Below are 12025 nucleotides of genomic sequence, written 5' to 3'. Positions count from 1 at the left end.
CGAGGTGGTGGGGGGTGGGTGGGGTCTGCGTCAGCGGGTCACTCCTCGCGGCGTCGCCGTGCCTCGTCGAGGTCGACGGGCCAGCCGCCCTCGCGCAGGCGCTCGCCGACGCGGTGCATCTCCTCCTCGGTGGGGAGCTCGTCGATGACCCTCGTGATGCCGACGCCCACGTCGATCTTGCCCGCCGGCACCATGCCACGACGGACCAGCTCCTGACCGAGCTCGTCGACCTCGTCGTCGGTCAGCCGTCTGCGCAGCAGCGCGAGCAGGGGTTGGTAGTCGGTGTCGGGGACACCGCCGGGGTAGCCGGCGCGCAGCCAGTTGAGCGCGCGCTCGATGAACGAGGTCATGGCCGGTTCCTCAGAGATCGGGGGCTCTCCATCATGGCCTCAGCCGCTGCCGGGCGACGGGTTGCCGACGGCGTCGTCGTGCGGGTCGTGCTGGGCGTGCGGGTCGTGCTGGGCGACCGGCTCGGCCGCGGCCGCCCCCGTCGCGAGCGGCCACCCGCCAGCGGCGAGCCGGCCGGCCACCCGGGCGATGTCCTCCTCGGAGGGCTTCTCCATCGCGACGCGGCGGATGCCGGCCGCGATCTCCTCGCGGCTGATCTCGGAGTCGGGGACGCCGCGGTCCTTGCGGAGGGCGACGGCGATCTCGGCCACCTCGGTCTCGGTGAGGTCGCGGTGCAGGATGCCGAAGAGTGCCACGTAGTCCGACTGCGGGACGCCCTGGGGGTAGCCGCCGCGCAACCAGCCGAGGAGTCGGGTGAAGGGATTGGTGGTCATCGGGGAGGCGATCAGTGCTTGTCGACGAGCACGGGGAAGATGTGCTCGAAGCTGACGGACTTGCCGAAGCCGGACGTCACGATGATGGTGATGCCGAGCAGGACGGCTGCCGCCACGAGGGCGAAGCAGAGGATGCCCAGGGCTCGGCCGACCGGGTGCGGCGACGCCGTGGTGTCGATCTCGGCCGCGCCTCCCACGCCGTAGGCCATGGACCGGATCCCGAGGGCGAACAGGGCAGGCAGTCCGGCGCCGAGGAGCAGCCCGACGGCCAGGACCTTCCACGCCGCGTCGAAGAGCAGCCCGAGGTTGTGCAGCATGACGAACTCCTCTCAGCGAGCCGAGCGCCAGGACGCGAGCGCGTCGGCCGTCTCGGCCGGCACGCCGGAGGCGTCCCACTCGTCGTTGACGTTGTTGTGGTCGACCGGCGCCTGGCGGGACCGGTGGTACATGTAGCCGGCGAGGCCGCACAGGATGGCGAAGATCGTGATGACCCCGAGGAGCCCGCCGAGGGCGTGGCCGATGAACCACATGATCGCCCCCACGGCGGCCGCCGCGGGGAGGGTGATGAGCCAGGCGGCGACCATGCGGGCCGCGACGCCCCAGCGGACCTCGGCGCCCTTCTTGCCGATGCCGGTGCCGAGGATCGAGCCGGTGGCGACGTGCGTCGTCGAGAGCGCGAAGCCCAGGTGGCTCGAGGTGAGGATGACGGCGGCCGACGCCGACTCGGCCGCCATGCCCTGCGGCGAGGCGATCTCGACGAGACCCTTGCCGAGCGTGCGGATGATGCGCCAGCCGCCGAGGTAGGTGCCGAGCGCGATGGCGACGGCGCAGGAGAACTTGACCCAGAAGGGCACGGAGTGGGTGTCGGTGTGGGACCCGTAGCCGATGAGGGCCAGGGTGATGACGCCCATGGTCTTCTGCGCGTCGTTGGTGCCGTGGGCCAGGGAGACGAGCGAGGCCGAGCCGATCTGGCCCCAGCGGAAGCCGGACTCCTTCCACCGCTCGTTGACGCCCTCGGTGATCTTGTAGATCAGCCAGGTGCCGGACGCCGCGATGACGGCGGCGATCACGGGCGACAGGAGCGCCGGCATGATCACCTTGCCGACGACGCCGTCGAGCTTGCTGCCGTCGCCGTTCCACTTGACGCCGGCCCAGCCGATGGCGGCGATGGTCGAGCCGATCAGGCCGCCGAAGAGCGCGTGCGACGAGCTGGACGGCAGGCCGAGGAGCCAGGTCAGGAGGTTCCAGACGATGCCGCCGATGAGGCCCGCCAGCACGATGAGCAGGAGCGCCTGGCCGTGGTCGGCCATGAGGGTCGTGATCGGGGACCCGTCCTTGTTCTGGATCTTGATGACGGCGTTGGTGACCGTGAGGGCGACCTCCACGCTGAGGAAGGCGCCGATGAGGTTGAGGATGCCGGAGAGGGCGACCGCGGTCTTGGGCTTGAGGGCACCGGTCGCGATGGACGTCGCCATCGCGTTGCCGGTGTCGTGGAAGCCGTTGGTGAAGTCGAAGGCCAGAGCCGTGATGACCACCAGCACGAGGAGGATGAGGGAAACGTCCACGGGACCTATTGTGCGGCGCGAAACCACGACCGCGAACCGGGGGCCTGACGCCGCGGCGTGCAGTCACCAGCTGTTCACCCTGATGTCGCACGATGTTCGGCCGTCGGAACGGCTCGGTGGCCGACGCATTCAGGGTTGAGCGGAATAGGCTCAACTCTGTCGAGGTTGCACCAGGTGAGGCCGGGCCTTCCGGCATACACCCCTTGTCCGTCCCACTAGAGGAGCCGCCCCACATGGAGCTGACCACCAAGTCGGCCGAGGCCGTCAACGCGGCCGTGCACGACGCCACCGCAGCGCACCACGCGCAGGTGGAGCCCGCCCACCTCCTGCTCGCCCTGCTCGGCCAGCAGGACACCACCACCGGACCGCTGATCACCGCGTCCGGCGCCGACCCGCAGGCCGTGGGCCGCGCCGCCGCCCAGGTGCTCGCCGGCCTCCCGACCGTGTCCGGGTCCACCAGCACCCCCGGGGCCTCCCAGGCCACCGCGTCCGTCCTGCAGCAGGCCGGCAACGCGGCCGCGGCGATGGGCGACACCTACATCTCGACCGACCAGCTGCTGGCGGCGGTCGCCCGCGCCGGACGCTTCGGCCTCGACCCCGACGCGATCGAGGCGCAGATCCCCCAGGTCCGTGGCGGCCGCAAGGTCACGTCCGCGACGCCCGAGGGCACCTTCGAGGCCCTCGAGAAGTACGGCACGGACCTGACCCAGGTGGCCCGCGACGGCAAGCTCGACCCGGTCATCGGCCGTGACTCCGAGATCCGCCGCGTCGTGCAGGTCCTGTCCCGGCGCACCAAGAACAACCCCGTCCTCATCGGGGACCCCGGCGTCGGCAAGACGGCCGTCGTCGAGGGCCTCGCCCAGCGCATCGTCGCCGGGGACGTCCCGGAGAGCCTGCGCAACAAGCGGCTCATCTCCCTCGACCTCGGTGCGATGGTCGCCGGGGCCAAGTACCGCGGCGAGTTCGAGGAGCGGCTCAAGGCCGTCCTCGACGAGATCCGCCAGTCCGACGGCGAGATCGTCACCTTCATCGACGAGATCCACACGATCGTGGGCGCCGGCGCCTCCGGCGACTCGTCCATGGACGCGGGCAACATGCTCAAGCCCCTCCTGGCCCGCGGCGAGCTGCGGCTCATCGGCGCGACCACCCTGGACGAGTACCGCGAGAACATCGAGAAGGACTCGGCCCTGGAGCGGCGCTTCCAGCAGGTCTTCGTGGGCGAGCCGTCCGTCGAGGACACCGTCGCGATCCTGCGTGGGCTCAAGGAGCGCTACGAGGCGCACCACAAGGTCGCGATCTCCGACTCGGCCCTCGTGGCCGCGGCCGCGCTGTCCGACCGCTACATCACCGGCCGCAAGCTCCCCGACAAGGCCATCGACCTCGTCGACGAGGCGGCGTCGCGGCTGCGCATGGAGATCGACTCCTCGCCCGTCGAGATCGACGAGCTCCGCCGCCAGGTCGACCGCCTCAAGATGGAGGAGCTGCACCTGGAGCAGGAGACCGACGACGCCTCTCGCGAGCGGCTGGCGCGGCTCCGCAAGGAGATCGCCGACCGCAGCGAGGAGCTCGCGGGTCTCAACGCCCGCTGGGAGGCCGAGAAGGCCGGCCTCAACCGGGTCGGTGAGCTCAAGGCTCAGCTCGACGAGGCACGCTCGCGCGCGGACATGATGGTCCGCGAGGGCCGGCTCAACGATGCGGCTCCGATCATGTATGGCGAGATCCCCCGCCTCGAACGTGAGGTCGAGGCGGCTCAGGCCGCCGAGTCCGAGGCGGCCGTCTCGGCGGTCGCCACGGGTGGGCCGATGGTGCAGGAGCAGGTCGACGCCGACGCCATCGCCGAGGTCATCTCCGCGTGGACCGGCATCCCCGCCGGCCGTCTGCTCGAGGGTGAGACCGAGAAGCTGCTGCACATGGAGGAGGTCATCGGCGAGCGGCTGATCGGCCAGGCCGCCGCGGTGCAGGCCGTGTCCGACGCGGTCCGGCGCTCGCGGGCCGGGGTCGCGGATCCCGACCGTCCGACCGGGTCCTTCCTCTTCCTCGGCCCCACCGGTGTCGGCAAGACCGAGCTGGCCAAGTCGCTCGCCGACTTCCTCTTCGACGACGAGCGCGCCATGGTCCGCATCGACATGTCGGAGTACTCCGAGCGGCACTCGGTGGCCCGCCTCGTGGGTGCACCTCCCGGCTACGTCGGCTACGAGGAGGGCGGCCAGCTGACCGAGGCCGTGCGGCGTCGTCCCTACAGCGTGGTGCTGCTCGACGAGGTCGAGAAGGCCCACCCGGAGACCTTCGACATCCTGCTGCAGGTCCTCGACGACGGTCGCCTCACCGACGGCCAGGGGCGGACGGTCGACTTCCGCAATGTCATCCTCGTGATGACCTCCAACCTCGGGTCGCAGTTCCTCGTCGACCCGACGCTGGACGAGACCGCCAAGCGCGACGCCGTCATGGCAACCGTGCGGACCGCGTTCAAGCCGGAGTTCCTCAACCGCCTCGACGAGGTCGTGATCTTCGACCCCCTCTCGATGGCGGAGCTCGGCCACATCGTCGAGCTGCAGGTTGCCGAGATGGGCCGTCGCCTGGCCGATCGGCGGATCACCCTGGAGGTCACCGAGGCCGCGCGGGAGTGGCTGGCCCTCACCGGCTACGACCCGGCCTACGGCGCCCGTCCGCTGCGCCGGCTGGTGCAGCGAGAGATCGGCGACCGCCTCGCCAAGGCGCTGCTCGGCGGCGACGTCCGCGACGGGCAGACGGTGGTCGTCGACCGCGACGGTGGCGCCGACGCGCTGACCCTGCGCTGACACTGCGCTGACGCGCCCCTGGCCAGGTCGCTGCGGCTCTAGAAGATCGGCAGCCAGGCGCCGGCGCGATCCTGGAAGGTCTGGGCGTCCCACGACCCGGCCCCGGCCGGGATCCGACCGAGCAGGGGTGCGCCGGTCACCTCCGGCAGGTCCTCCAGGTTGAGCCGCATGGCCAGGTCGGGGTGCTCGGGCCACGACCCGATCACGAACCCCAGGCAGTCCAGGCCGCGCAGCTGCAGCGCCTCGGCCGTCAGCGCCGAGTGGTTGAGGGTGCCGAGCCCGGCGGCGGCCACCACGACCACGCCGACCCGCAGGCCGAGCTCCTGGACGCACAGCGCCAGGTCGGCCAGGGTGCCACCGGCCAGGTCGAGCCGGACCAGCAGCCCACCGGCACCCTCGACGAGGACCAGGTCGACGTCCCCGCGCCGCGACACCTGGGCGACCTGGGACGCCAGGACCGGCACCGGCGGGATGCCGATGCCGGCGTGCCGGGCGGCCGTGTCCGGCGCGAGCGGTTCGGGCAGGCGCACCAGCTCGTGCGTCTGCACGTCACCGGCGAGGCGGCGCACCTCGGCCAGGTCAGCGTCCTCGTCCGGCCCGACCCCCGTCTGGCAGGGCTTGACCACGGCCACGCGCAGGCCCTGCTCGCGGAACCCGACGGCGAGGGCTGCGGTCGCGACGGTCTTGCCCACGTCGGTGCCGGTGCCCGTGACGACGATGACGGGGGCGGTGCTCTCGGTCCTCATGGCCACCAGCCTCTCAGCCGTGCGCCAGCGCGACGGCCTCGACCAGCGCGCGGGTGATGGTGGCGACCTCGGCCTCCGAGCACGCGTAGGGCGGCATCGTGTAGACGAGGTCCCGGAACGGCCGCACCCAGACACCCCGGTCCAGGGCAGCCGCGGTCACCTCGGCGACCCGGACGGGCTCGTCCAGCTGTATGACGCCCACGGCGCCCAGCACGCGGACGTCTCGCACGTGGTGGAGGGATCGAGCGGGGGCGAGCCCGGTCCCGAGCCGTCGCTCGATACGGGCGACCTCCGCCGCCCAGCCGCGGGCCTCGAGCAGGTCCAGCGAGGCGAGGGCCACGGCGCAGGCCAGGGGATTGCCCATGAATGTCGGCCCGTGCATCAGCGCCCCGGCCGCGCCGCCACTGACCGTGCGGGCCACGTCGCTGGTGCACAGCGTCGCCGCCAAGGTGAGATAGCCGCCGGTCAGTGCCTTGCCGACCGTCATGATGTCCGGCACGATCCCGCACCGGTCCGAGGCCCACAGCGTCCCCGTGCGGCCGAAACCCGTCGCGATCTCGTCCGCCACGAGCAGCGCGCCAGACTCCCGGGCCAGCGACGCGAGGACGCGCACGGCATGCGGGCTGTAGACGTGCATCCCGCCCGCGCCCTGCAGGATCGGCTCGACGACGACCGCCGCGACGTCGGCGGCGTGCTCGGCATACAGCCTGCGTGTCTCCCGCTCCCAGGCCACCATCGCGGGATCGCTGCCGTCCCGGTCGAGGCCGCCCGGTGGGCGCGGCGCGAAGACCTGCTCGGGCAGCACGCCGGTGAACAGCGAGTGCATGCCGCCCTCGGGGTCGCACACGCTCATCGGGGCGAAGGTGTCGCCGTGGTAGCCGCCGCGGATCGTGAACATCCGCCGGCGTGGTCGGCCGAGGGCGACGTGGTGCTGCCAGGCCATCTTGAGGGCGACCTCGACGGCCACGGACCCCGAGTCGGCGAGGAAGACGTGCTGGAGCGGGGACTCGTCGCCGCCACCACGTGGGGCGAGCTCGACCAGCCGCCGGCCGAGGCGGATGGCGGGCTCGTGCGTCAGCCCGCCGAACATCACGTGGCTCATCCGGCCCAGCTGGTCGTGCGCGGCCGCGTCGAGCTCCGGGACGGCATACCCGTGGATGGCGCACCACCAGGAGGACATGGCGTCCACGACCTCGCGGGTCTCGCCGTCCACGTCCAGCCGCAGCCGCACCCCCTCGGCGGAGCGCACGAGGTGAGGCGCCGTGGTGGCGGGAAAGGTCGAGTAGGGGTGCCAGAGGTGATCCCGGTCCCAAGCGACCAAGGGCGTCTCCTGAACAGTGTTCATGACGCCAGTATGGCGTCGCACCCGGCCCGACCGGGGTGGTGCCACGGCGGGTGTGCTTGCCGCAGGTCAGCCGAGGAGCTCGCCCGTGCGCTCGCGCTGCTGGTAGCCCTTGGTCTCGCGGATGATCACGCCCGACAGCAGCAGGACGGCAATCAGGTTGGGGATGGCCATGAGGCCGTTGAGCGTGTCGGCGATCGCCCAGATAGCGTGCAGGCCGCCCACGGACCCCGCGTAGACCGCGGCGATGAAGACGAGCCGGTAGGTCAGGATGGCGTACTTCGTGCCGCCGGTGCGCCCGAACAGGAACTCCAGGCTCTTCTCGCCGTAGTAGGACCAGCCGAGGATGGTCGAGTACGCGAACAGTGCGAGGCCGATGGTGAGGCCCATCCCGCCGATCGTGCCCGGCAGGCCGTGATTGAAGGCCGCGATGGTCAGGGCCGATCCTTGCTCGGTGCCGCGCCACACGCCCGTCGTGAGGATGACCAAGGCGGTCATCGTGCAGATGACGATGGTGTCGACGAAGACCTCGAAGATGCCCCACAGGCCCTGCGCCACGGGTTCCTTGGTGTTGGAGGCGGCATGGGCGATGGGCGCGGAGCCCAGGCCGGCCTCGTTGGAGAAGACACCACGGGCGATGCCCATCTGGATCGCCTTGGCGATGGTGAAGCCGGTGGCTCCCCCCAGTGCGGACTGCGGGTTGAACGCCGCCTCGACGACGAGCGCCAGCATGGGCAGCAGCTGGCCGGCGTTGAGGACGAGGATGACGAGGGAGAGCAGGACGTAGAAGACGGCCATGAAGGGGACGAGCTTCTCGGTGACCCGGGCGATGGTCTTGATGCCGCCGAGGATCACGATGGCGGTCAAGGCCATGAGCACGATGCCGACCACGACCGGGCTGAGACCGAAGCTGCTCTCCATGGCGGCGGCGATCGAGTTGGCCTGAGTCATGTTGCCGATGCCGAAGGTCGCGAGGGTGGCGAAGATCGCGAAGACGTAGGCCAGCCAGGGCTGCTTGAGACCGTTCTTGATGTAATACATCGGGCCGCCGACGTACTGCCCCTCGGCGTTGGTTTCGCGGTACTTCAACGCGAGGACGATCTCGCCGTACTTGGTCATCATGCCGAAGAAGGCGCTGACCCACATCCAGAAGACCGCGCCGGGCCCGCCGACCGTGATGGCGGTGGCGACGCCGACGATGTTGCCGGTGCCCACGGTGCTGGCCAGGGCGGTGGAGACGGCCTGGAAGCCGCTGATGTTGGTGTCGTCGGCCCCCTTGGCCCTGCGCCCGATCACGCTCCCGATGGTCATGCGCATCGTGTAGGCGAACTTGCGCACCTGGAAAACGTGGGTGCGGACCGTGAGGTAGACGCCGGTGCCGACGAGGGCGACCAGCATCACCGGCCCCCACACGAAGCTGTTGATGGTCTCGTTGAGCTTGAGCGGGTCCACGGGGTTCAGCTCCTGGATGGGGTGGTGCGTCGAGGTCCGAGCTCAGGCTACTCCGGTGCGTATGCCTATGCAGTGCCCCGAATGTGCGACCCGGGTCACACGGGCCAGGTCTCCCGGCGCCAGGCGGCGTCCCAGAACATCCACTCGTAGCGCGCCGCCGTGGAGTACGCCTCGTGCATCCGCTCCACGGTGGCGTCGTCGGCGCCCTCGGCGCACCGGTCGACGATCGCCTTGGCGCGGCCCACCGAGGCGGCGAACTCCTCGTCGGAGTACATCCCGATCCAGTCGCCGTAGGTGTGGGCGTCGAGGGAGCCGGCCTGGCTCAGCAGGTGGTCGCCCACGTCCTGGTAGATCCAGAAGCAGGGCAGCACGCCGGCTGCGGCCGCGGCATACGAGCCCTGGGTGGTCAGCGACGAGAGGTAGGACGTGTAGGCCAGGCAGCTGGGGGAGCGGCGCGCGGCCGCGAGGTCGGCGACGTGCGCGCCGTGCAGCTCCCGCTCGACGACGACCGTGGTGCGGGCCGACTCCGCCCAGAACAGCATCTCGTCGGGGTCGGTGGCCTGCCCCGCGAGGGTCGCGAGCACCCGGCCGTAGTCCGCGAGGTAGAGCGCGTCCTGCGCCATGTAGTAGGTGAAGCGCTCGCGGTCGAGCGTGCCGTCGGCCAGGCCCTGCACGAACGGTAGGGCGTCGATCGCGGACCGGACGTCGGCGGTGCGCGCCCAGGCATCGGTGGTGAAGGTCATCGGTCAGCTCCAGACGTCGTGGAAGTGGTGGACCGGGCCGTGCCCGTGCCCGACCTGCAGCTCGTCGGCGTGCCGCAGCGCCCCGGTGAGCCAGGCCTTGGCGTCGCGGCAGGTCGTCTCCCAGTCGGGGCGCCGGGGCCGCAGGGCCGCCAGGGCGGAGGACAGGGTGCACCCCGTCCCGTGCGTGTGCCGGGTGGCCACCCACTCGGCCGTGATCAGCACCTGGCCACGGGGGTCGGCGAGCACGTCGGTGGCCAGCTCGGTGCCCGTGTGGTGACCGCCCTTGACGTAGGCGCGGCGTGCTCCGGCCGCCACGAGCGCCCGCGCCTGGTCGACCATCTCGTCGACGCTGCCGGCGGGCTCGGTGTCGAGGAGCACCGCGGCCTCGGGCAGGTTGGGGGTGATGATGCTCGCGAGCGGGACGAGCTCGCGCACGGCCGCGACGGCGGACTCGTCGAGCAGCCGGTCGCCGCTGGTCGCCACCATGACGGGGTCGAGCACGATCGGTGTCTCGTCCGTCTCCTCGGCGCGCAGCCGGTGCAGCACCCGGCCGACGGCCGCGGTGACCTCGGCGTCGGCGAGCATGCCGATCTTGACGGCGTCAGGGGTGATGTCGGCGAGCAGCGTCTCCAGCTGGGCGGTGACGAAGTCGGCGGGCACGGCGTGCACCCCGGTCACGCCCTGGGTGGACTGCGCGGTGAGCGCCGTCATGACGCACATGCCGTAGGCGCCGAGCGCGGAGAAGGTCTTGAGGTCGGCCTGGATGCCGGCGCCGCCCGAGGGGTCGCTGCCGGCGATGGAGAGGACTTTGGGCGGGGCGGTCATCGCGCCTCTCCCCGAGGTCGGTCGGGTGCCTGGGCCGTATGCCGCTCCGCCGCCTCGCGCCACCGGGCCAGCAGCGTGGCCGTCGCCTCGCGGGGGTCGGCCGCGGCGCAGACGGCGCTGACGACGGCGGCTCCATCGACGCCGGTGGCCGGGAGCAGGCCGATGCGCGACGCGTCGATGCCGCCGATGGCGACCGTCGGCCAGGGGCTGGCGGCCACGAGCGCCGCGATGCCCTCAGGGCCGGCGGGGGTCGCGGCGTCGGGCTTGGTGGCCTGCTCCCACACCGGTCCCAGGCCGAGGTAGTCGACGGTGCCCTCGGGCAGGGCCCGGGCCGCCTCGACGTGGGCGAGGGTCTGGCAGGAGAGCCCGAGGAGGCGGTCGGGACCGAGGAGCTCGCGCGCCCGCTCGGGGGACAGGTCGCTCTGGCCGATGTGGGCGCCCGCGGCGCCGGCCGCCTCGACGAGGTCGACCCGGTCGTTGATGACGACGGGGACGCCGGTGCCCTCGAGCGCCCGGATCACCGACCGCGTCAGGCGCAGGATCCGCTCGTCGTCGGCCCGGGGGTCGCGCACCTGCACGAGGGTCGCGCCGCCGTCGACGGCGGCGCGGGCGACCCGCGCGACCTGGTCGTCGCCGCCGCACATGGCCGTGTCGGTGACGAGGTAGAGCGTGAGGTCCAGGTCGCGTCCCTCGAGGACGGACCGAAGGGGGCCGGTCACGAGAGCACCAGGCCGGAGGCAAGCTCGTCGGGGGTGACCAGGCTCAGCTCGTCGAGGAGCCCCACCGCGAAGCTGCCGGGTCCCCGAGCAGCGCGGGCGGCGCGCTCGGCGGCCACCGTCAGCAGCGCCGTCGCGCTGGTGGCGGCGAGCAGGGCGTCGTCGCACACGGCCGCGAAGCCCGCCATCAGGGCGCCGAGGGCGCAGCCCACCCCGGTGACCTTGGTCATCACGGGGTCGCCGTTGTGCACCCGGACCAGGCGCTCGCCGTCCGTGAGGTGGTCGACGGCGCCGCTGACCGCGACGACGGTGCTGCGTGAGGTGGCGAGCTCGCGGGCGCGGTCGAGGACCTCCTCGGGCGAGTCGGCGCTGTCGACCCCACGGCCACCGATGCCGCCCAGCAGCCCCGCGATCTCGGAGGCGTTGCCGCGCACGATCGTCGGCGGGTGCAGGTCCATGAGCGAGACCGCGACCTCGGTGCGCCAGGCCAGGCCGCCCGCGGCGACCGGGTCGAGCACCCAGGGCGTGCCGGTGGCCCGCGCGCCCGTGACGGCGGCCCGCATGGCGGCCGTCGTGTCGTCGTACGGCGTCCCGGTGTTGACCAGCACGCCGCCCGCGACCCGGGCGAAGGCCTCCGCCTCGTGCGGGTTGTCCACCATGGCGGGGGCGGCGCCGGCGGCCAGCAGGACGTTGGCCGTCCACTGGGCCACGACGATGTTGGTGAGGCTCTGGACCAGAGGCGTGGTGGCACTGAGCCGGGCGAGCGCCTCGGCCACCTCGTCGGGGGTGACTGCGGCCACCGGGTCCACGGATGCGTCCGTCATACGACGTCCCTTCGCTAGCACGACCTAGATCAGGTGCGACGGGTGTGATCTCAGCCCGGCCGACGGCCAGGCACCCCGCGTCTCCTCGCACCCTAACGGACGCGGTCGGCGAGGGGACCACGGGGCCCCACGGGAGGCTGTCCACAGGCCCGGCCGCCGACGCGTGGATCCGCGCCGTCGTCCACAGGCCCCGGGCCGGGGGTGGTGGCCCAGCCCGGGGCTGGTGACGATC

The 12025-nt window shown here is 72.1% G+C and carries 12 protein-coding genes and 1 riboswitch; of the genes, 1 reads left to right on the top strand and 11 read right to left on the bottom strand.

The window, feature by feature from the left end:
- Window positions 1-38: 38 nt before the first annotated feature.
- The 4 genes from K313_RS0105855 to K313_RS0105840 are packed head-to-tail and all read right to left on the bottom strand — an operon-like array spanning window position 39 to window position 2347.
- Window positions 39-350, bottom strand: coding sequence for a DUF3349 domain-containing protein (locus K313_RS0105855; RefSeq protein WP_019284998.1), 312 nt, complete (start codon window positions 348-350; stop codon window positions 39-41).
- 39 nt (window positions 351-389) lie between these two features.
- Window positions 390-782, bottom strand: coding sequence for a DUF3349 domain-containing protein (locus K313_RS20195; protein WP_029210811.1), 393 nt, complete (start codon window positions 780-782; stop codon window positions 390-392).
- An 11-nt stretch (window positions 783-793) separates the two neighbouring features.
- Window positions 794-1099 (bottom strand): hypothetical protein, encoded by a 306-nt coding sequence (locus K313_RS0105845; RefSeq protein WP_034251975.1) that lies wholly within the window; start codon window positions 1097-1099, stop codon window positions 794-796.
- Between the two features lie 12 nt (window positions 1100-1111).
- Window positions 1112-2347, bottom strand: coding sequence for an inorganic phosphate transporter (locus K313_RS0105840; RefSeq protein ID WP_029210809.1), 1236 nt, complete (start codon window positions 2345-2347; stop codon window positions 1112-1114).
- A gap of 233 nt (window positions 2348-2580) precedes the next feature.
- On the opposite strand from K313_RS0105840, the gene clpB reads away from it, so the two are divergent.
- On the top strand, window positions 2581-5145 hold the full coding sequence (clpB, locus tag K313_RS0105835) for an ATP-dependent chaperone ClpB (RefSeq protein ID WP_029210808.1): 2565 nt from the start codon (window positions 2581-2583) through the stop codon (window positions 5143-5145).
- A 38-nt stretch (window positions 5146-5183) separates the two neighbouring features.
- On the opposite strand, the gene bioD is transcribed toward clpB, so the two are convergent.
- The 7 genes from bioD to thiM all read right to left on the bottom strand — a co-directional run bounded on the left by bioD (window position 5184) and on the right by thiM (window position 11793).
- Window positions 5184-5891: a dethiobiotin synthase gene (bioD, locus tag K313_RS0105830; RefSeq protein WP_034252036.1), complete on the bottom strand. Its 708-nt coding sequence runs from the start codon at window positions 5889-5891 to the stop codon at window positions 5184-5186.
- 13 nt (window positions 5892-5904) lie between these two features.
- The gene (locus K313_RS0105825; RefSeq protein ID WP_029210806.1) at window positions 5905-7236 is read right to left on the bottom strand and encodes an adenosylmethionine--8-amino-7-oxononanoate transaminase; all 1332 of its coding nucleotides are present in this window, start codon (window positions 7234-7236) and stop codon (window positions 5905-5907) included.
- Between the two features lie 66 nt (window positions 7237-7302).
- Entirely contained in the window at window positions 7303-8685 is a 1383-nt protein-coding gene (locus K313_RS0105820) for an alanine/glycine:cation symporter family protein (protein ID WP_029210805.1), read from the bottom strand.
- A 95-nt stretch (window positions 8686-8780) separates the two neighbouring features.
- Window positions 8781-9428 carry a thiaminase II gene (gene tenA / locus K313_RS0105815; RefSeq protein WP_029210804.1) on the bottom strand — a complete coding sequence of 216 codons (648 nt, stop codon included), beginning with the start codon at window positions 9426-9428 and terminating at the stop codon, window positions 8781-8783.
- Between the two features lie 3 nt (window positions 9429-9431).
- Window positions 9432-10253 carry a bifunctional hydroxymethylpyrimidine kinase/phosphomethylpyrimidine kinase gene (thiD, locus tag K313_RS0105810; RefSeq protein WP_029210803.1) on the bottom strand — a complete coding sequence of 274 codons (822 nt, stop codon included), beginning with the start codon at window positions 10251-10253 and terminating at the stop codon, window positions 9432-9434.
- Window positions 10250-10972, bottom strand: coding sequence for a thiamine phosphate synthase (gene thiE / locus K313_RS0105805; RefSeq protein ID WP_240483942.1), 723 nt, complete (start codon window positions 10970-10972; stop codon window positions 10250-10252). Before thiE ends, thiD begins: the two co-directional genes overlap by 4 nt.
- Window positions 10969-11793, bottom strand: a complete 825-nt coding sequence (gene thiM, locus K313_RS0105800) for a hydroxyethylthiazole kinase (protein WP_029210801.1) — start codon at window positions 11791-11793, stop codon at window positions 10969-10971. Before thiM ends, thiE begins: the two co-directional genes overlap by 4 nt.
- A riboswitch (TPP riboswitch) is annotated at window positions 11783-11881 on the bottom strand. Its footprint overlaps the gene before it by 11 nt.
- Window positions 11882-12025: the final 144 nt, after the last annotated feature.

Source organism: Arsenicicoccus bolidensis DSM 15745, assembly GCF_000426385.1.
Taxonomy (GTDB): domain Bacteria; phylum Actinomycetota; class Actinomycetes; order Actinomycetales; family Dermatophilaceae; genus Arsenicicoccus; species Arsenicicoccus bolidensis.
Note: the sequence above shows the minus strand (reverse complement) of the source record. Positions and strands in the feature narration are given on the sequence as shown.

What these genes read in the sequence shown, in the direction of transcription:
- bioD (WP_034252036.1), bottom strand. Translation starts at nt 5,891, where the DNA reads ATGAGGACCGAGAGCACCGCCCCCGTCATCGTCGTCACGGGCACCGGC.
- K313_RS0105845 (WP_034251975.1), bottom strand. Translation starts at nt 1,099, where the DNA reads ATGCTGCACAACCTCGGGCTGCTCTTCGACGCGGCGTGGAAGGTCCTG.
- tenA (WP_029210804.1), bottom strand. Translation starts at nt 9,428, where the DNA reads ATGACCTTCACCACCGATGCCTGGGCGCGCACCGCCGACGTCCGGTCC.
- clpB (WP_029210808.1), top strand. Translation starts at nt 2,581, where the DNA reads ATGGAGCTGACCACCAAGTCGGCCGAGGCCGTCAACGCGGCCGTGCAC.
- K313_RS20195 (WP_029210811.1), bottom strand. Translation starts at nt 782, where the DNA reads ATGACCACCAATCCCTTCACCCGACTCCTCGGCTGGTTGCGCGGCGGC.
- K313_RS0105855 (WP_019284998.1), bottom strand. Translation starts at nt 350, where the DNA reads ATGACCTCGTTCATCGAGCGCGCGCTCAACTGGCTGCGCGCCGGCTAC.
- thiD (WP_029210803.1), bottom strand. Translation starts at nt 10,253, where the DNA reads ATGACCGCCCCGCCCAAAGTCCTCTCCATCGCCGGCAGCGACCCCTCG.
- K313_RS0105825 (WP_029210806.1), bottom strand. Translation starts at nt 7,236, where the DNA reads ATGAACACTGTTCAGGAGACGCCCTTGGTCGCTTGGGACCGGGATCAC.
- thiM (WP_029210801.1), bottom strand. Translation starts at nt 11,793, where the DNA reads ATGACGGACGCATCCGTGGACCCGGTGGCCGCAGTCACCCCCGACGAG.